This is a genomic window from Carnobacteriaceae bacterium zg-84, assembly GCA_013874835.1.
Lineage (GTDB): Bacteria > Bacillota > Bacilli > Lactobacillales > Aerococcaceae > WM01.
Map to the genome: position 1 here is coordinate 1,558,490 of CP059430.1, position 18,477 is coordinate 1,576,966.

Here is an 18,477-nt window from a genome sequence, read left to right on the forward strand (position 1 = left end):
AATCCACTAAAAAACTATACCCACTGTTCAACTAATAAAAAAGGTTTAAAATCCCTCTCGATTTTAAACCTTTTTCATTATAAGCTAGACATACTTAATAATCGTTGTACGATTTTTTTGGCAATCTCAATTTTACTTACCTTTTCTATTTTTTCGACATGTTTATCCGCATCAATCAAATACACTTCATTATCATCAGAACCAAAACCAATTCCGGCTTTAGAAATATCATTGGCAACAATCATATCTAAATGTTTTTTGTCGATTTTTTCTGACGCATATTGTATTAAATCATGTGTTTCAGCGGCAAATCCAACAACTATTTGATGTGATTTTTTATGTGTGCCTATATATTTTAAAATATCAGGTGTACGTTTGAAGGTTATTGTTATGTTTCCGTCTTGTTTTTTCACTTTTTTATCAAATACTTCTATTGGCGTATAGTCTGACACTGCCGCCGCTTTTATAATAATATCTTGTTGCTCAAAACGTGACACAACTGCTTCATACATATCTTGTGTACTCACAATCGGTACAACTGTTATATTGGGGATATGTTCTAAAATAGGAACACTCGTTACTAATGTAACATTCGCACCTACTTTAGCAAACTCTCTTGCCAAAGCAACGCCCATTTTACCACTAGACGGATTGGTAATACATCTAAAAGGATCAATAAATTCTTTTGTCGGCCCCGCTGTTATTAACACATTTTTGTCAATAGACGTGAATATCTCTTCGATAATACGTTCTACTTTTGGAAATTTCCCTTTCCCAACATCTCCACAAGCTAATACTCCCGTGTCTGCTTCTAACACTGACATCCCTAATTCAGATAGTTTTTGTCGATTTTTTTGTGTGATTGGATGCTCGTACATATTTGTATTCATCGCAGGAACCACATACACTTTCGACAAAGGTGTTACAGCCAACAATAAAGAAGATGCTAAATCATCTGCGATACCATTAGCCAATTTTGCGATTATATTTGCTGTTGCTGGTGCAACAATGACTTTATCTGCCCATTTTCCTAAATCAATATGTTGAATACTACTTGCATCAACCTCATCAAATGTATCTATATATACTTCATGTTTTGTTAACACCTGAAACGATAATGGTGTCACAAACTTTTGAGCATTTTTCGTCATCACAACTCTTACACGATAACCTTTTTTCATCAACTGACTAACTAAATCAAGAGATTTATACGCTGCGATGCCACCTGTAACAATGATTAGAATATTCATGATAATCTCCTTTTTCACCAAAAGTCGTGTTGGTTAAAAACCAACACGACTAACACTATTAAATTGTACAACTTTCACATGCATTACTTCCGATTTCTTCACTATTCTCTGTAAATGTACGGACATAATAAATGGATTTAATCCCTTTTTTCCATGCATAATTACGTAAAATATTTAAATCTCTTGTTGTCATTTTACTTGTACGACCTTTTTTCCATTCATACATTCCTTCTGGAATATCTGAACGCATAAATAAGGTTAAGCTCATACCTTGATCAATATGTTTTTGTGCCGCAGCATACACATCAATGACTTTTCTCATATCAATATCATACGCCGATTTATAAAATGGTAATGTATCATTTGATAAATAAGGTGCTGGATAATATGTTTTACCTGTTTTTTTCTCTTGACGTTCTTCAATTAAACGTGTAATTGGATGTAAACTTGCAGATGTTTCATTTACATAACTAATAGAACCAGTTGGAGCAATCGCTAAACGATTTTGATGATACAATCCACCTTCATGGATATCTGCTTTTAATTGTTCCCAATCCTGTGCAGTTGGCACGTGAATATTTTCAAATAAAGCAGCTACTTTATCAAATTGGAATGTGTAATCTTCTTTTGTATACACATCAAAATACTCACCAGTGTAATATTTTGACTTTTCAAATCCATCAAAACTGATGCCACGTTCTTTTGCAATTTTATGACTGGCTAACAATGTATAGTAATTCAATAACATGAAATAAACATCTGTAAATTCAACTGACTCTGGGCTACCATATTCCATTTTATTTAATGCAAATAAAGTGTGTAATCCCATACCACCTAAACCAATCGTATGTGCTTTGGCATTTCCATTTTGTACTGTTGGAACGGCAACAATATTTGATGCATCTGTAACAAATGTTAATGCACGTACCATAGCTTCCACTGATTTACCAAAATCTGGTGATTGCATCAAGTTCGGAATATTTGTTGACCCTAAATTACAACTAATATCTGTTCCTAAAACTTCAAACTCTTGAGCATCATTGATAACAGAGTGACGTTGAACTTGTAAAATCTCTGAACATAGATTACTCATAATAATTTTACCATCAATTGGATTAGAACGATTAGCTGTGTCAATATTAACAATATATGGATAACCTGATTCTTGTTGAAGTTTACTAATCTCATTTTCTAATTCACGTGCTTGAATTTTTGATTTTTTAATATTTGGATTATTGACTAAATTATCATATTCTTTTGTAATATCCACATAAGAGAATGGAACACCATACTCACGTTCAACATCATAAGGACTAAATAAATACATTGTACTATCTTTAGCTGCTAATTCATAAAACTTATCAGGAACAACAAGACCTAAAGACAATGTTTTCACACGAATTTTTTCATCTGCATTCTCTTTTTTTGTAGATAAGAAAGATACAATATCTGGATGGAAAACATTTAAATAAACAGCTCCCGCACCATTTCTTTGTCCTAATTGATTAGAATAGCTAAAACTATCTTCTAATAGTTTCATAACAGGAACAATACCACTTGATGCATTCTCAATTTTTTTAATTGGATCTCCTGCCGCACGTATATTACTTAAAGAAACTCCAACACCACCACCAATACGTGATAACTGTAAAGCACTATTGATAGCACGTCCAATACTATTCATATCATCTGTCACTTGAATTAAAAAGCATGATACTAACTCTCCACGTCTTTTACGTCCTGCATTTAAAAATGTTGGTGTTGCTGGTTGATAACGTTGATGAATCATTTCTGAAGCTAATTGTGTCGCCAAAGCTTCATCTCCATTTGCTAAATACAACGCACAAAAAACAATACGATCTTCATAACGTTCTAAGTAACGTTTTCCATCATTCGTCTTTAATGCATATTGTGTATAAAACTTAAAGGCAGACATAAATGATTTAAAACGGAATTTTTTAGCGTATGTAATAGACATCAATTCTTTCACAAATTGACGGTCATATTTTTCCAAAAATTCACGTTCTAAATAATCATTATCCATTAAATAATCTAATTTTTCGTCCAATGTATAAAAGAATACTGTATTTGGATTAACATGCTCTAGGAAATAAGCTCTTGCTGCTTCTTTATCTTTGTGCATTGGAATTTTACCGTCTACTGGACGATTTAATTCATTATTCAGTTTGAAGTACGTTACTTCTTGCATTTTTGATACAACTTTAGGATTCTCCAAGTTCTCTCACCTTTTCCTTAAAATATTCCACATCATAATTTGATCCTTGAAACTCAAACATATGTAATATCGGCACTTGATATTGTTCTGCCAAATCTTTTGCTGTAAAACAAAATAGTGTATTGAAGTTACGGTTTCCACCACCTGCAATACCTTTCAAATACGCTTGATTATTTCCTGTTTCAATAAAATCATTTAAAATACTCGTTGCTTCAATTTCATACGTTGGTGCAACGACAACATAAGGTTCATAAATTTCTTGAAAAGCATTACTCATTGTAATTTCTAAACTATCCATTTCAAGCTTTTTTACAAATTTTTTTGTTTGTCCTGTCATAGACATATATACAACTTTCATATCCTCACCACCTTAGTTGTTCACTTTGAACATTATAGCAATACCAACCCACCTTTGCAAGACAAAAACACTATATATTGTGCCAGAACCCCCTTAACACTCAATATAGTGTATTGTTTTTTCATAAAAACATTGATACAACAAGTTTTCAAACCGTTTTATTTTCAAAATTTCCAGAACAAACAACCTAAGAAAAGAATTATCAAAACAATACCTATAACAAAACAAATATAACGTTTTTTATAAAAATATTTTTGTGAAACCTCTTTAACATTCACACCTGTTACTTTGTGTAAAGAATCATTGTATACTAACTCCGACACATCTGTCTGATGTGGAAGAAAGGTAAACTGTACGGTTTTAACAGGGAGAATAACTATATCCTGAAACAAAATACTCAAGACAATACAAAATAACCATATCACTAAAAATATCAATGGATGTTGATAAAAATAGTCTATTTCTAATCTTACTTCTTTTTTTGTATCAATCTTCTCAACAGTAAGATAATCTCCATTTTTTTGTTGAAAGGTACCACAACGATACCCATTTTGGTAAACTCTTGCTCTAGCTCCTTTGCAAGTAGAAAAAGATTGTAAATGAATAATCATTTTTACCCTCCCATATTCATAAAAACGAGGAGGCTAACCCCCTCGTTTAATCATCTAATCCTTTAGGCTTCCCTAAAATTTCTGTGTAAATCAACGCTTTTTGTAAGGGTGTTAAAGCTTTCTTTTTCACAGGTTTTGGTGTAGACACCTCCGTATGAGAAAGAACTTCCCACTCTCTATCTGTATAAACTTCTCCATCATCAACTTCCATACTCATCGGTGTTGTCAATTCTGTTTCATAAGATTCTTCATCTTCAACATCCTCTTGTAAAATAGTTTGATTTGGTTGATGAACAACGACTTTTGTTTTTTGAAATTCTTCATTTAACTCACGATATGTTTTTTTGAGTTGATTGGTAATTTTATGTGTTACTTCCCAGTCTTGACGTTTTACATGTCTACCTCTTTTTTTCTTATCTGGGGAAGTAAGAGAACCTAAAATCATAGCACCTACTAGGAGCAAGAAAAAATTAAGCATATTCATCACTCCTATTCATGAATAATATCGGCTGTTTTATCTCCTTTGTCGCCTGCAATAGTTTGACGCATCTGTGTATCAGCAATGACATTATTCATTTTATAGTAATCCATGACACCTAATTTACCTGTTCTGAGTGCTTCAGCAAGTGCCTGCGGTACAAGAGATTCTGCTTCGACTACTTTCGCTTTCATACGTTGCACTTCTGCTAACATTTCTTGTTCTTGTGCAATCGCTAAAGAACGACGCTCCTCTGCTTTTGCTTGAGCAATTTTTTTATCGGCTTCAGCTTGTTCTGCTTGTAATTTCGCTCCTATATTTCTACCCACATCAACATCGGCTATATCAATGGATAAGATTTCAAAAGCTGTTCCTGAATCAAGCCCTTTTCTTAAAATCGTTTGTGAAATAGAATCTGGATTTTCCAAAACAATAGAATGATGTGCCGCACTACCAACAGTCGTGACAATACCTTCTCCAACACGTGCGATAATGGTTTCTTCTCCCGCACCTCCGACTAAACGCTCAATATTTGCACGAACAGTCACTTTTGCTTTTGCTCTAACTTCAATCCCATTCATTGCAACCCCTGCAATAACAGGTGTTTCAATGACTTTCGGATTTACACTTACTTGAACAGCTTCAAACACATTACGACCTGCTAAATCAATCGCTGCTGCTTGTTCAAATTCTAAATCAATATTCGCACGTTGTGCTGCAATCAATGCGTCAATAACCATATTGACATCCCCACCTGCTAAATAGTGAGCCTCTAATTTATCAATACTAATATTTAAACCTGCTTTTGTTGCTTTAATCATCGGTTGAATAATACGATGTGGTGCTACTCGTCTTAAACGCATTCCTACAAGTGTCATCACGCTCACTTTAACACCTGAAAAATGTGCTGTTACCCATAACCCTAATGGCACAAATGTTAAGAAAATAGATAGTGCCACAACAAATACAGCAACAATAATAATCAATGGTAAAAATTGTTCAATTTCCATATATATACCTCCTTATTTTAATCTTACAAATACTTTATTACCTTCTACTTTGTATACTACAACTGTTTTCGATGCATCAATCATCTCTCCAGTTGATAACACCTCCACTTCTTCTCCATCAAACATTGCTCTACCAACTGGTCTTAAACTTGTTGTTGTCTTTCCAATTTGGTGCAAATAGCGTTGATAATCATCTTGATACGATTTAAATCCACCTGAATCAGATAGTCGATCAACTAAAACAAGTCCTCTACCCAATCTTGTTTTATAACCTATTTTAATCAGTAACATTGCCAATACAACGGTTATCAATAAAGCAATAGAAAAATTAAGCAGCGTTCGCATTGGAGAGGCACTAGACATAAACAATCCCATTCCTGTCATAATTGTTCCTGTAACACCAATGATACCAAAACTCGGCACAATAAATTCTAATGCAATTAAAGATAATCCAAATAATAACAAAATGAGATATACCCACTGACCTGTACCTAAAAGTGTAAAATAGGTCAAAAAAGATACAATCGTCATCAATCCACCAAAGAGAGCATATCTACTAAAAATAATGATTAAAATTCCTATAAATCCACTCGTTAAAAGCAAAATATCCATTATCTTCCCTCCTCTTCTTATTTATGTTATCATTATAGTTAATGTAGAGAACTAAAAACACAGTCTTTAGTCCTATATTATGTTATACTAAAGAAAATTATTACATTTATTGGAGGAAAACGAATGGTTTCAGCTTTAGTTGTTTTTGCAAGTTTAACAGGGAGTACAGAAGAGTGTGCAGATATTGTAGCAGAATCTCTTGAAGCATTAGGTGCTCAAGTAGATGTTGTAGAGTGTTCTCAAGCAAGCGCAAGCGACTTCCAAAAATATGATTTATGTCTTGTTGGTTCTTACACTTATGGTGACGGTGAATTACCAGATGAAATCGTTGATTTGTATGAAGAATTAGCCGAAGAAGATTTATCCGGAAAAGTCTTTGGTGTCTTTGGTTCTGGGGATACTTATTATGATCATTATTGCCAAGCTGTTATCTTATTTGAAGAACAATTCGGTAAAACAGGTGCTTTAAAAGGTGCTGAAAGTGTAAAAATAGAGTTAAATGCCGAAGAAGATGATATTGAAAACTTAAAAAACTTCTCAAAACAACTTATCACTTCTTTTGAAAACAAATAGTTAGGAGTAAAATATGGCATTAGAAAATTTTGATATATTGTTAGAAAAATATGCACATTTATTGATTAAAAAAGGAATAAATGTACAAAAAGGACATACTGTTCGTTTAACAGTTGATGTAGAACAAGCACATTTTGCTCGTTTATTAGTCAAAACAGCTTATGAATATGGTGCAAGTGAAGTATCTGTTCAATGGGTTGATGATATTGTTTCTAAAGAAACACTTATTCACTTGCCTGAAAGTGATTTAACAACGATTCCGGATTATGTGAAACAAGAATCTACTCACTTTTTAAATAAAAAAGCAAGTAGATTAGTCATTCGTTCATCTGCACCTAATGCTTTTGAAGGTGTCGATACATTACGTATTGCTAAACGTCAAGAAGCATTAAATATTGCATTAAACGAACAACGTATTGCTACACAATCAAATAAAATTAGTTGGACATTAGGTGCTGCCTCTAGTCCTGCATGGGCAAAAATGATTTTCCCTCATTTAGAAACAGAAGAAGAGCAAGTAGATGCTCTATGGGATGCTATTTTTAAAATGAATCGAATTTATGACGAAGATCCAATTAGCTCTTGGACAAAACACGAAGCATTATTAAATGAAAAAGCTGCAATATTAAACAAAGAACAATTTGATGCTTTGCACTACACAGCTCCTGGAACAGATTTAACACTTGGCTTACCAAAACATCACATTTGGGAATCTGCTGGTAGTACAAATGCACAAGGTGAAGTTTTCATTGCAAATATGCCAACAGAGGAAATTTTTACAGCTCCAGACTATCGCCGTGCTGACGGTTATGTTTCTAGTACAAAACCGTTAAGCTATGCAGGTGTTGTTATTGAGGGTATGAAATTCACATTTAAAGACGGTCAAATCACAGATGTTACTGCTGAAAAAGGTGAAGATACTATCAAACAACTAATTGAACAACAAGGTGCACGTAGTTTAGGCGAAGTTGCACTTGTCGCACATAAAACACCTATCTCTATGTCTGGTTTAACATTCTTCAATACATTATTCGATGAAAATGCATCAAATCATCTTGCTATTGGCTCTGCCTATCCTTCAAGTCTAGAAGGCGGTGTTCAAATGACACAAGCTGAATTAAAAGAAGCAGGCTTAAATATTTCAACAACACACGTTGATTTCATGATTGGATCTGAATATATGGATATTGACGGTATTCGTGAAGACGGTAGCCGTGTCCCAATTTTCAGAAATGGAGAATGGGCAATCTAATCAGTCTTTTTAGAGTAGAAAAGAATGCTTTTCTACTCTTTTTTCTCATCATTTTTTAAGTAGATAAAAAAATTTTTTGTTGTAAAATAAAGCTAACATTACTTTTATTAGGAGAATACTATGACACTAGATATGATACTAGGTGCTATTGCTGGATTATGCTTATTTTTATACGGCATGAAAATGATGGCAGATGGGTTACAAAAAGTTGCAGGAAATAAATTAAAAGGTATTATTCAATCACTGACACGAAATCGTTTCATGGCTGTCTTAGTCGGAGCTTTTGTGACAATGGTCATTCAAAGCTCCTCTGCTACATCAGTCATGGTTGTAGGGTTCGTAAACGCTGGTTTAATGACTCTACAACAAGCTGTCGGTATCATCTTTGGTGCAAATATTGGAACAACTATTACAGCCCAATTAGTAACGTTAAACTTATCAAAATGGGCACCTCTTGTTATTGGTGCTGGAATGCTGTTAGGAGCTACAGCTAAAAGAAGTATTATCAAAGACTCTTCCAGTATTTTAGTTGGTTTTGGGATGTTATTTATTGGAATGACAATGCTATCATCGACATTAGAGCCATTAAAACACTCACCTGTGTTTAAAGAGTTAATTGTGAATTATGGTGATAATGCCATTTTAGGTATTGGTCTTGGTTTTTTAATGACACTAGCCTTACAAAGTTCAGCAGCAACCATTGGTATTTTAATTGCATTAGCATCTAATGGTGTTGTCCCTTTTATTACAGCATTATATATTATTTTTGGAGATAATATTGGGACTTGTACAACTGCCCTTATTAGTTCATTAAGTACATCACGAAAAGGAAAACGTGTTGCTATTATTCATTTATGTTTTAATATTATTGGAACAATTTACTTTGTGTTATTCTTAACTGGTTTATTATCGAGTATCGTAGAACCTCTCGATCCAGGCAATGTACCTAGACAAATTGCCAATGCACATTCATTATTTAATATTATTAATGTCATTGTTCTATTCCCATTTGCTAACTATCTCGTAAAATTATCTTACTGGATTCTACCAGTTACCGAAGAAGAAAAAGAACAAGAAGAAGCACATAACTACACTTATCTAGACAATTATTTATTACAAACACCTGCTATTGCATTAAATAATGTATTATACGAATTTGTTTTAATGTCATTAAAAGCGGAAAAAACAATGACACATGCTATCAAGGCAATCAAAGAAAATGACAAAAAAGCTATTCAAAATGCTTTGCGTTATGAAAAAGAAGTAAACTTGTATGAAAAAGAAATCATTTCATATCTTGTTGAATTATCCAAACAAAATAATGTATCTGATAAAGATTTATCAAAAATTGACTACTTATTTTCTGCTGTTCATGATGTTGAACGTGTATCTGACCATGCCGAGAACATTGCTGAATACGCAGATGAGTTATTAGATAAAGGCTTACATTTAGGAGAAGATGTTTCAAGAGAACTTGATTATGTCTATACTATTGTTTTAGAAGGTTTCAGATGCTCCATAGATGCTGTCTCAACTGCAAGCACAAAAAGTATTGAACGCATCATTGCCATTGAACGTGAAGTCGATCAATTAAAAGTCGATATTCGTGACAAACATATTCGCCGTATGAACAAAGGGACATCAACTGCAGAATCCGGTATCTTCGTTATGGATTTATTAAGTAATCTAGAACGTATTTCTGACCATTGCCGCAATATTGCAGAAACTGTAGAAAAGGTCGGCACAAAACTCGTTAATTAAAACAAAAAAGCTGAGAAAATCAACAAGGATTTCCTCAGCTTTTTATTATATCTAGTTATAAAAATGTCAGTATTCTAGAGAAATTCTTGTTATCAGCACATCGGGTATAACTACAAAAAGACATTTATTTGTCGTCATAAACATTCTCACTCTAAGAAAATATTAAACACTTTTCACTCATCTAGGTATATACGATAGCTTGGGTTATCACGATGACATACGAACAACTGTACGTCCTGTATGTTGTCCATTTTTTATCTCTTCTATCACGGATAAACTATTTTCTAAAGACACTTCTTGAACACGAAGTGACGGAAGGACATACCATTCATTTGAAAGTTTTTCCCAAACATATTGTCTTTTTTTCATAGAACATTGAACAGAATCTATACCAACAACGGCTATACCTCTTAAAATAAACGGTAATACATTGGTCTTAATATGGACACCTCCCGCATTCCCACACAAAGCAAGGCATCCATTATAATAGACCTGTGGAAACAGCTGGCTAAGTACATCTCCCCCTACTGTATCAATTACAAAATGAAACTGTTCTCTAGCTAATTTTTTATGACCTATATCAATATTTTCCGGATACAACACATTTGCTGCACCTAATTCTTTTACAACAGATTCTTGATAAGATTTGCGTACCAATGCTGTTATGTGCTTAAATCCCATTTTAGATAAAATACTTACAGCAATGCTTCCTACCCCACCACTTGCTCCTGTGACAAGAATATTCGGTTGATTAGTTACCGATAAACCATTTCTTTCAAGTGCTGCTACACATAAAGCCGCTGTTAATCCAGCTGTTCCATATACCATGATGTCTTCCAAAGATAAATTTTGAGGAAGATGCATCAACCATTTATCCGGAACACGCACATATTCAGAAAGACCTCCTGTATGTGTCATACCTATATCAAATCCTGTTGCAAAAACCTTATCTCCAGCTGCAAATTCCTCTGATTCTGATTTTACAACAATTCCACTAAAATCAATTCCTGGAATCATTGGATAGTGCCTAATAACACCACCATTCGTTTGACATGCTAGCATATCTTTGTAATTTAGCGAACTATATGCCACTTTAATTTCTACTTCTCCATTTGATAATGCATCTTGTGTTATTTGTTTTACACTTGCTACAACCCCATTTTCTGTTTGCTCAACTTGAATTGCTTTAAAACTTGTCATCTTCTATCTCCTTTCAAGTATACCAATATATCAACATTGAGTTAAAGGCATGCTGATAAGTATACTTACCGTCTTTATATTGATAATATTGTAACAGTATATCTTTAATGTCGTCAAATATAGATGTAGTACATTCTAATAATCTCATTTTGGCTCTACAATAAAGGCTCTATAATAAATCGTGTTGATAGATTGCTTCCATCAACACGATTTTGTATATAAAAGTAGATAAAAAAAGAGGCTCTATAATAAATCGTGTTGGTGGGAATAATCCACCAACACGATTTTGTATATAAAAGTGGACAAAAAAAGAGAAATACCTGTATGATTAAATCACCACAATTAAACAAGGAGGTATTTCTCATGGATTATTATACAAAAAAATTATTGACATTAACAGATAAATCTTTCATAGCTGATGAACATTGGTTAGAAGAAAAAACAATAAATGGTATTCCACACCACTTTATTAAAGGTACTTGGACAAAGCCTTGCCACACCTGTCCACATTGTCATGCTAAAACACTCATCAAACATGGGACATATCAAACGAAAACATTATTACCAAAGTTTAGACAAATCAAAACTGTTTTACTTCTTAAAAGAACCCGTTATCGCTGTAAAACGTGTCTAAAAACCTGTTCTTCTTCGTGTTCTTTAGTCGATAAACATTGTTGTATTTCTAAAGAATTAAAACAACTTATTGCACTTGATTTAACGAAAAATATTTCAAGAAAACATATCTGCCAAGACCACTTTGTATCTGATGTGACCGTACAACGTGTCTTAGATAAATATACAAAACAAGTTAAACCGTCTTTTCATTATCTACCTAAGGTACTATGTATCGACGAATTTAAGTCTGTGACATCTCATTTAGGGAAGATGAGTTTTATCTGTGTAGACGGATTGACGCACCGTATTATTGATGTGTTACCTAGTCGCCAATTAGACCATTTAATCACTTATTTTAAACAATTTTCTAAAAAAGCAAGACATAGCGTTCGCTATCTTGTTATGGATATGAATGCCAATTATGGCAAACTTATTCAGAAGGTTTTTCCTAATGCCGTTATTGTCACAGATAGATTTCATATCATACAACATATACATCGGAATTTAAATACACTACGTATAAAAGAAATGAACACCTTTAAAAAAGAAGAAAAGGCTTATAAACACTTAAAGAAATACTGGAAATTATTATTAAAAGATGCCTTTGATGTAAATGATACAGACTATCACTATCACCAATCCTTTAAAACATATCTGACACACGCACAAATCCTGGATAGATTATTAGACTATAGTCCTGTTTTAAAACAAGCATATGAGTTTGTACAAGAGTTGAGATATGCTTATAGACAGCGAGATTTTGAGTCATTTATGGAGGTTATTCATCATATTGACCCGTCATTACCAGAGTGGTTTAGAAAGAAATTTGATATTTTTAAAACCTATCAGAATGGTATTTATCAAGCTTTTACCACACCTTATTCAAACGGTATCACAGAAGCTATCAACAATCATATTAAAGTCATCAAACGGATTGCCTATGGCTACAGACGTTTTTCTTATTTTAGATTGCGTATTTTAATCATACAACACCATTCTCAGTGGCAGAAAAAGAATGTGAAAAAGGTAGTGAATGGTTAATGCCATTCACTACCAACATACTCACTATTTCTCTCCACCAACACAATTTGACGAAGAGCCAAAAAAGAACGCTATAGCGTTCTCTTAGTATGACCCGTACGGGACTCGAACCCGTGTTACCGCCGTGAAAGGGCGGTGTCTTAACCGCTTGACCAACGGGCCATGCTGATAAAGCAACGGAGAAAGAGGGATTTGAACCCTCGCGCCGCGTTATGCGACCTACACCCTTAGCAGGGGCGCCTCTTCAGCCTCTTGAGTATTTCCCCAAAATGTTGAAAAAATGCTTTATCAATGGGCCTAAATGGACTCGAACCATCGACCTCACGCTTATCAGGCGTGCGCTCTAACCAGCTGAGCTATAGGCCCTTATGTTTATAAGATAATTTATCTTATAAGCGGGTGACGAGAATCGAACTCGCGACAACAGCTTGGAAGGCTGTAGTTTTACCACTAAACTACACCCGCTAAAAGTGGTTCAGGACAGAGTCGAACTGCCGACACCTTGAGCTTCAATCAAGTGCTCTACCAACTGAGCTACTGAACCATACGGTCCCGACGGGATTTGAACCCGCGATCTCCTGCGTGACAGGCAGGCATGTTAACCCCTACACCACGGAACCATGTTTTAACATTGCGGGAGTAGGACTTGAACCTACGACCTTCGGGTTATGAGCCCGACGAGCTGCCAACTGCTCCATCCCGCGATAATATTATACTCTTTCGAGTTAAGGAGGATAAGGGATTCGAACCCTTGCACGCTTTTACACGCCTGACGGTTTTCAAGACCGTTCCCTTCAGCCGGACTTGGGTAATCCTCCATAAAATAATGACCCGTACGGGACTCGAACCCGTGTTACCGCCGTGAAAGGGCGGTGTCTTAACCGCTTGACCAACGGGCCTAAATATAAGTGGGCCTAAATGGACTCGAACCATCGACCTCACGCTTATCAGGCGTGCGCTCTAACCAGCTGAGCTATAGGCCCTTATGTTTATAAGATAATTTATCTTATAAGCGGGTGACGAGAATCGAACTCGCGACAACAGCTTGGAAGGCTGTAGTTTTACCACTAAACTACACCCGCATAAAAGAAACACATTATGCGTTTTAACGGTCCCGACGGGATTTGAACCCGCGATCTCCTGCGTGACAGGCAGGCATGTTAACCCCTACACCACGGAACCATGTTTTAACATTGCGGGAGTAGGACTTGAACCTACGACCTTCGGGTTATGAGCCCGACGAGCTGCCAACTGCTCCATCCCGCGATAATATTATACTCTTTCGAGTTAAGGAGGATAAGGGATTCGAACCCTTGCACGCTTTTACACGCCTGACGGTTTTCAAGACCGTTCCCTTCAGCCGGACTTGGGTAATCCTCCATAAATGGACCTTGTAGGACTCGAACCTACGACCGATCGGTTATGAGCCGATAGCTCTAACCAACTGAGCTAAAGGTCCTACATAGATCTTATAGCGGCGAAGGGAATCGAACCCCCGACCTCTCGGGTATGAACCGAACGCTCTAGCCAGCTGAGCTACACCGCCTAAATATATAAAAGTCGGGAAGACAGGATTCGAACCTGCGACCCCTTGGTCCCAAACCAAGTGCTCTACCAAGCTGAGCTACTTCCCGTTTCTCATGTCTAACATGAATGCACCCAACAGGAGTCGAACCTGTAACCGCTTGATTCGTAGTCAAGTACTCTATCCAATTGAGCTATGGGTGCTCACTTCTATGCCGAGGACCGGAATCGAACCGGTACGGTGATCACTCACCGCAGGATTTTAAGTCCTGTGCGTCTGCCAGTTCCGCCACCCCGGCATTTATTATGTACTCTCTCATACATAATAAGCGAAAGACGGGGTTCGAACCCGCGACCCCCACCTTGGCAAGGTGGTGTTCTACCACTGAACTACTTTCGCATCTCTTCTATGCCGGCTAAAGGACTTGAACCCTCGACTCTCTGATTACAAATCAGATGCTCTACCAACTGAGCTAAGCCGGCTTTTTCTCCCATGCGGATGAAGGGACTTGAACCCCCACGAATCTCTTCGCCAGAGCCTAAATCTGGTGCGTCTGCCAATTCCGCCACATCCGCTCTCTTTCTTCCCTTACTCTCTTGCAAGGTTAAGATGAGTGATACAGGGCTCGAACCTGTGACCCTCTGATTAAAAGTCAGATGCTCTACCAACTGAGCTAATCACTCTTATGGAGGTTAACGGGATCGAACCGCTGACCCCCTGCTTGTAAGGCAGGTGCTCTCCCAGCTGAGCTAAACCTCCATTCTCAAAAGCGTGGCAACGTCCTACTCTCACAGGGGCAATGCCCCAACTACCCTCGGCGCTAAGAAGCTTAACTTCTGTGTTCGACATGGTGACAGGTGTGTCCTTCTTGCCATCATTACCACACTTTCTCGCTTTTAGAAAAGTTCTTTCAAACCTCTCACAACTGAATACATAGCCACTTACCCTTCCTTCTTACCTCTTCTGCTCTTTTGGTTAAGTCCTCGACCGATTAGTACTAGTCCGCTCCATGCCTCACAGCACTTCCACTCCTAGCCTATCTACCTGTTCGTCTCTCAGGGGTCTTACTCTTCTCAGATGGGAAATCTCATCTCGAGGGGGGCTTCACGCTTAGATGCTTTCAGCGTTTATCCCGTCCACACATAGCTACCCAGCGATGCCCTTGGCAGAACAACTGGTACACCAGCGGTGTGTCCATCCCGGTCCTCTCGTACTAAGGACAGCTCCTCTCAAATTTCCTACGCCCGCGACGGATAGGGACCGAACTGTCTCACGACGTTCTGAACCCAGCTCGCGTGCCGCTTTAATGGGCGAACAGCCCAACCCTTGGGACCGACTTCAGCCCCAGGATGCGACGAGCCGACATCGAGGTGCCAAACCTCCCCGTCGATGTGAACTCTTGGGGGAGATAAGCCTGTTATCCCCAGGGTAGCTTTTATCCGTTGAGCGATGGCCCTTCCATACGGTACCACCGGATCACTAAGCCCGACTTTCGTCCCTGCTCGACCTGTCCGTCTCGCAGTCAAGCTCCCTTCTGCCTTTACACTCTTCGAATGATTTCCAACCATTCTGAGGGAACCTTTGGGCGCCTCCGTTACTCTTTAGGAGGCGACCGCCCCAGTCAAACTGCCCATCTGACACTGTCTCCAGTCACGTCTTCATGACTCGGGTTAGAGGGTTCATGTCACAAGGGTAGTATCCCACCAGCGCCTCCTTGGAAACTGACGTCCCCACCTCTTAGGCTCCTACCTATCCTGTACATGTCACACAAACACTCAATATCAAACTGCAGTAAAGCTCCATGGGGTCTTTCCGTCCTGTCGCGGGTAACCTGCATCTTCACAGGTACTATAATTTCACCGAGCCTCTCGTTGAGACAGTGCCCAAATCGTTACGCCTTTCGTGCGGGTCGGAACTTACCCGACAAGGAATTTCGCTACCTTAGGACCGTTATAGTTACGGCCGCCGTTTACTGGGGCTTCAATTCATACCTTCGCTTGCGCTAAGCACTCCTCTTAACCTTCCAGCACCGGGCAGGCGTCAGCCCCTATACGTCATCTTTCGATTTTGCAGAGACCTGTGTTTTTGATAAACAGTCGCTTGGGCCTATTCACTGCGGCTGATGCTTCCATCAGCACCCCTTCTCCCGAAGTTACGGGGTCATTTTGCCGAGTTCCTTAACGAGAGTTCGCTCGCTCACCTTAGGATTCTCTCCTCAACTACCTGTGTCGGTTTGCGGTACGGGTTGTCACAGCCTCGCTAGAAGCTTTTCTTGGCAGTGTGATTGATAAGATAGACTCTACTCGTTTCCTTTCAAGCCCCCATCACAACTCATTCTTATAAAGACAAGCATTTTACTCATCTTCAAACTCGTTGCTTAGATCTCACTATTCCATCAGTGGACTCTTTCAACCTCCTGCGTCCCTCCATCACTCAATCAGTTGTGACAAGTACAGGAATATCAACCTGTTATCCATCGACTACGCCTATCGGCCTCGCCTTAGGTCCCGACTAACCCTGGGAGGACGAGCCTTCCCCAGGAAACCTTAGTTATTCGGTGGACGGGATTCTCACCCGTCTTTCGCTACTCATACCGGCATTCTCACTTCTAAACGCTCCACCACTCCTTACGGTATGGCTTCTTCGCCCTTAGAACGCTCTCCTACCACTGACGCTCTTCACGTCAATCCACAGCTTCGGTGGTCTGTTTAGCCCCGGTACATTTTCGGCGCAGGATCACTCGACTAGTGAGCTATTACGCACTCTTTAAATGGTGGCTGCTTCTAAGCCAACATCCTAGTTGTTTAAGCAATCCCACATCCTTTTCCACTTAACAGACACTTTGGGACCTTAGCTGGTGGTCTGGGCTGTTTCCCTTTCGACTACGGATCTTATCACTCGCAGTCTGACTCCCGTTTATAAATCTCTGGCATTCGGAGTTTATCTGAATTCGGTAACCCGAGATGGGCCCCTAGTCCAAACAGTGCTCTACCTCCAGGATTCTCACAACGAGGCTAGCCCTAAAGCTATTTCGGAGAGAACCAGCTATCTCCAAGTTCGATTGGAATTTCTCCGCTACCCACACCTCATCCAAGCACTTTTCAACGTGCCCTGGTTCGGTCCTCCAGTGTGTCTTACCACACCTTCAACCTGGACATGGGTAGGTCACTTGGTTTCGGGTCTACGACAACGTACTATCTCGCCCTATTCAGACTCGCTTTCGCTTCGGCTCCGTCTCTTCAACTTAACCTCGCACGCTATCGTAACTCGCCGGTCCATTCTACAAAAGGTACGCTATCACCCATAAACGGGCTCTAACTACTTGTAAGCACACGGTTTCAGGTTCTCTTTCACTCCCCTCCCGGGGTGCTTTTCACCTTTCCCTCACGGTACTTGTTCACTATCGGTCACTAGGGAGTATTTAGCCTTGCCAGATGGTCCTGGCGGATTCCAACGGGATTCCTCGTGTCCCGCCGTACTCAGGATGCTACTAGAGGCTCATTCCATTTCGACTACGAGGCTTTCACTCTCTTTGGCTGACGTTCCCACGCCATTCGTCTATAAAACTCACTCTCACATCGTAGTCCTACAACCCCAATCAGCATGCTGACTGGTTTGGGCTCCTTCCGTTTCGCTCGCCGCTACTCAGGAAATCGATTTTTCTTTCTCTTCCTGCAGGTAATGAGATGTTTCAGTTCCCTGCGTCTACCTTCTCATTAGCTATGTATTCACTAATGGATACTATCCCATCACGGATAGTGGGTTCCCCCATTCGGATATCTCTGGATCATTGCTTACTTACAGCTCCCCAAAGCATTTCGGTGTTCGTCCCGTCCTTCTTCGGCTCCTAGTGCCAAGGCATTCACCGTGCGCCCTTATTTACTTAACCTACCATACATTTCCTGTATGTTGCGATTCTCTTTTAAAAAACTCTTCTCGGTAAAATTTTCTTGGT

12 protein-coding genes, 24 tRNA genes and 2 rRNA genes are annotated in these 18,477 nt (G+C 38.4%); 4 read left to right on the forward strand and 34 right to left on the reverse strand.

The genetic code is table 11. The features are described 5' to 3' along the window. Positions 1-77: 77 nt before the first annotated feature. The 7 genes from coaBC to H1220_07310 all read right to left on the reverse strand — a co-directional run bounded on the left by coaBC (position 78) and on the right by H1220_07310 (position 6,555). The gene (gene coaBC / locus H1220_07280) at positions 78-1,250 is read right to left on the reverse strand and encodes a bifunctional phosphopantothenoylcysteine decarboxylase/phosphopantothenate--cysteine ligase CoaBC (protein ID QMI85513.1); all 1,173 of its coding nucleotides are present in this window, start codon (positions 1,248-1,250) and stop codon (positions 78-80) included. A 58-nt stretch (positions 1,251-1,308) separates the two neighbouring features. Continuing rightward, positions 1,309-3,459 (reverse strand): class 1b ribonucleoside-diphosphate reductase subunit alpha, encoded by a 2,151-nt coding sequence (nrdE, locus tag H1220_07285; protein QMI86688.1) that lies wholly within the window; start codon positions 3,457-3,459, stop codon positions 1,309-1,311. 13 nt (positions 3,460-3,472) lie between these two features. Then, positions 3,473-3,844 (reverse strand): class Ib ribonucleoside-diphosphate reductase assembly flavoprotein NrdI, encoded by a 372-nt coding sequence (gene nrdI / locus H1220_07290; GenBank protein ID QMI85514.1) that lies wholly within the window; start codon positions 3,842-3,844, stop codon positions 3,473-3,475. Between the two features lie 164 nt (positions 3,845-4,008). After that, positions 4,009-4,455: a hypothetical protein gene (locus H1220_07295; protein QMI85515.1), complete on the reverse strand. Its 447-nt coding sequence runs from the start codon at positions 4,453-4,455 to the stop codon at positions 4,009-4,011. A 46-nt stretch (positions 4,456-4,501) separates the two neighbouring features. Next, positions 4,502-4,933, reverse strand: coding sequence for a hypothetical protein (locus H1220_07300; GenBank protein ID QMI85516.1), 432 nt, complete (start codon positions 4,931-4,933; stop codon positions 4,502-4,504). An 11-nt stretch (positions 4,934-4,944) separates the two neighbouring features. Then, positions 4,945-5,943, reverse strand: a complete 999-nt coding sequence (floA, locus tag H1220_07305; GenBank protein ID QMI85517.1) for a flotillin-like protein FloA — start codon at positions 5,941-5,943, stop codon at positions 4,945-4,947. A gap of 12 nt (positions 5,944-5,955) precedes the next feature. Beyond that, positions 5,956-6,555, reverse strand: coding sequence for a hydrolase (locus H1220_07310; GenBank protein QMI85518.1), 600 nt, complete (start codon positions 6,553-6,555; stop codon positions 5,956-5,958). A gap of 123 nt (positions 6,556-6,678) precedes the next feature. On the opposite strand from H1220_07310, the gene H1220_07315 reads away from it, so the two are divergent. The 3 genes from H1220_07315 (at position 6,679) to H1220_07325 (ending at position 10,141) form a co-directional block, all read left to right on the forward strand. Continuing rightward, complete coding sequence (locus H1220_07315) at positions 6,679-7,128, forward strand: flavodoxin (GenBank protein QMI85519.1); 450 nt, start codon at positions 6,679-6,681, stop codon at positions 7,126-7,128. Positions 7,129-7,141: 13 nt separating this feature from the next. After that, positions 7,142-8,380, forward strand: a complete 1,239-nt coding sequence (locus tag H1220_07320; protein ID QMI85520.1) for an aminopeptidase — start codon at positions 7,142-7,144, stop codon at positions 8,378-8,380. A 120-nt stretch (positions 8,381-8,500) separates the two neighbouring features. Beyond that, positions 8,501-10,141, forward strand: coding sequence for a Na/Pi cotransporter family protein (locus H1220_07325; GenBank protein ID QMI85521.1), 1,641 nt, complete (start codon positions 8,501-8,503; stop codon positions 10,139-10,141). Positions 10,142-10,348: 207 nt separating this feature from the next. Here H1220_07325 and H1220_07330 read toward each other — a convergent pair whose 3' ends face one another. Then, on the reverse strand, positions 10,349-11,341 hold the full coding sequence (locus tag H1220_07330) for a YhdH/YhfP family quinone oxidoreductase (GenBank protein QMI85522.1): 993 nt from the start codon (positions 11,339-11,341) through the stop codon (positions 10,349-10,351). Between the two features lie 255 nt (positions 11,342-11,596). Here H1220_07330 and H1220_07335 point away from each other — a divergent pair, with 255 nt between their 5' ends. Further along, complete coding sequence (locus H1220_07335) at positions 11,597-12,997, forward strand: ISL3 family transposase (GenBank protein ID QMI85523.1); 1,401 nt, start codon at positions 11,597-11,599, stop codon at positions 12,995-12,997. Between the two features lie 90 nt (positions 12,998-13,087). On the opposite strand, the gene H1220_07340 is transcribed toward H1220_07335, so the two are convergent. The 26 genes from H1220_07340 to H1220_07465 form a co-directional block, all read right to left on the reverse strand. Continuing rightward, a tRNA-Glu gene (locus H1220_07340) sits at positions 13,088-13,159 on the reverse strand. A 15-nt stretch (positions 13,160-13,174) separates the two neighbouring features. Next, positions 13,175-13,263: transfer RNA gene (locus H1220_07345), tRNA-Ser, on the reverse strand. 26 nt (positions 13,264-13,289) lie between these two features. Continuing rightward, a tRNA-Ile gene (locus H1220_07350) sits at positions 13,290-13,363 on the reverse strand. Between the two features lie 28 nt (positions 13,364-13,391). Beyond that, positions 13,392-13,462: transfer RNA gene (locus tag H1220_07355), tRNA-Gly, on the reverse strand. A 6-nt stretch (positions 13,463-13,468) separates the two neighbouring features. After that, positions 13,469-13,541 (reverse strand) — tRNA-Phe (locus tag H1220_07360). A 3-nt stretch (positions 13,542-13,544) separates the two neighbouring features. Continuing rightward, positions 13,545-13,617, reverse strand: a tRNA-Asp gene (locus H1220_07365). 11 nt (positions 13,618-13,628) lie between these two features. Next, positions 13,629-13,701 (reverse strand) — tRNA-Met (locus H1220_07370). Between the two features lie 24 nt (positions 13,702-13,725). Continuing rightward, positions 13,726-13,815 (reverse strand) — tRNA-Ser (locus H1220_07375). 9 nt (positions 13,816-13,824) lie between these two features. Beyond that, positions 13,825-13,896: transfer RNA gene (locus tag H1220_07380), tRNA-Glu, on the reverse strand. 10 nt (positions 13,897-13,906) lie between these two features. Next, positions 13,907-13,980, reverse strand: a tRNA-Ile gene (locus tag H1220_07385). A gap of 28 nt (positions 13,981-14,008) precedes the next feature. After that, positions 14,009-14,079, reverse strand: a tRNA-Gly gene (locus H1220_07390). A gap of 27 nt (positions 14,080-14,106) precedes the next feature. Further along, positions 14,107-14,179 (reverse strand) — tRNA-Asp (locus tag H1220_07395). An 11-nt stretch (positions 14,180-14,190) separates the two neighbouring features. Then, positions 14,191-14,263, reverse strand: a tRNA-Met gene (locus H1220_07400). A gap of 24 nt (positions 14,264-14,287) precedes the next feature. Then, positions 14,288-14,377, reverse strand: a tRNA-Ser gene (locus H1220_07405). Positions 14,378-14,382: 5 nt separating this feature from the next. Further along, a tRNA-Ile gene (locus H1220_07410) sits at positions 14,383-14,456 on the reverse strand. A gap of 13 nt (positions 14,457-14,469) precedes the next feature. Then, positions 14,470-14,543: transfer RNA gene (locus tag H1220_07415), tRNA-Met, on the reverse strand. Between the two features lie 14 nt (positions 14,544-14,557). Then, a tRNA-Pro gene (locus tag H1220_07420) sits at positions 14,558-14,631 on the reverse strand. Between the two features lie 20 nt (positions 14,632-14,651). Beyond that, positions 14,652-14,725: transfer RNA gene (locus H1220_07425), tRNA-Arg, on the reverse strand. Between the two features lie 9 nt (positions 14,726-14,734). Further along, positions 14,735-14,820 (reverse strand) — tRNA-Leu (locus tag H1220_07430). Positions 14,821-14,849: 29 nt separating this feature from the next. Then, positions 14,850-14,921: transfer RNA gene (locus tag H1220_07435), tRNA-Gly, on the reverse strand. Between the two features lie 10 nt (positions 14,922-14,931). Beyond that, positions 14,932-15,004 (reverse strand) — tRNA-Thr (locus H1220_07440). An 11-nt stretch (positions 15,005-15,015) separates the two neighbouring features. Beyond that, positions 15,016-15,097 (reverse strand) — tRNA-Leu (locus H1220_07445). A gap of 35 nt (positions 15,098-15,132) precedes the next feature. After that, positions 15,133-15,205, reverse strand: a tRNA-Lys gene (locus H1220_07450). A gap of 3 nt (positions 15,206-15,208) precedes the next feature. After that, positions 15,209-15,281 (reverse strand) — tRNA-Val (locus H1220_07455). Positions 15,282-15,291: 10 nt separating this feature from the next. Next, positions 15,292-15,407: ribosomal RNA gene (rrf, locus tag H1220_07460) — 5S ribosomal RNA — on the reverse strand. Positions 15,408-15,491: 84 nt separating this feature from the next. Continuing rightward, positions 15,492-18,412 (reverse strand): 23S ribosomal RNA (locus tag H1220_07465). Positions 18,413-18,477: the final 65 nt, after the last annotated feature.

Bases quoted from the DNA above. Each gene is read 5' to 3' on its own strand.
- H1220_07325 (QMI85521.1), top strand. From the start codon at position 8,501: ATGACACTAGATATGATACTAGGTGCTATTGCTGGATTATGCTTATTT.
- H1220_07315 (QMI85519.1), top strand. From the start codon at position 6,679: ATGGTTTCAGCTTTAGTTGTTTTTGCAAGTTTAACAGGGAGTACAGAA.
- floA (QMI85517.1), bottom strand. From the start codon at position 5,943: ATGGAAATTGAACAATTTTTACCATTGATTATTATTGTTGCTGTATTT.
- H1220_07310 (QMI85518.1), bottom strand. From the start codon at position 6,555: ATGGATATTTTGCTTTTAACGAGTGGATTTATAGGAATTTTAATCATT.
- H1220_07295 (QMI85515.1), bottom strand. From the start codon at position 4,455: ATGATTATTCATTTACAATCTTTTTCTACTTGCAAAGGAGCTAGAGCA.
- H1220_07300 (QMI85516.1), bottom strand. From the start codon at position 4,933: ATGCTTAATTTTTTCTTGCTCCTAGTAGGTGCTATGATTTTAGGTTCT.
- nrdE (QMI86688.1), bottom strand. From the start codon at position 3,459: ATGCAAGAAGTAACGTACTTCAAACTGAATAATGAATTAAATCGTCCA.
- H1220_07320 (QMI85520.1), top strand. From the start codon at position 7,142: ATGGCATTAGAAAATTTTGATATATTGTTAGAAAAATATGCACATTTA.
- H1220_07330 (QMI85522.1), bottom strand. From the start codon at position 11,341: ATGACAAGTTTTAAAGCAATTCAAGTTGAGCAAACAGAAAATGGGGTT.
- coaBC (QMI85513.1), bottom strand. From the start codon at position 1,250: ATGAATATTCTAATCATTGTTACAGGTGGCATCGCAGCGTATAAATCT.
- nrdI (QMI85514.1), bottom strand. From the start codon at position 3,844: ATGAAAGTTGTATATATGTCTATGACAGGACAAACAAAAAAATTTGTA.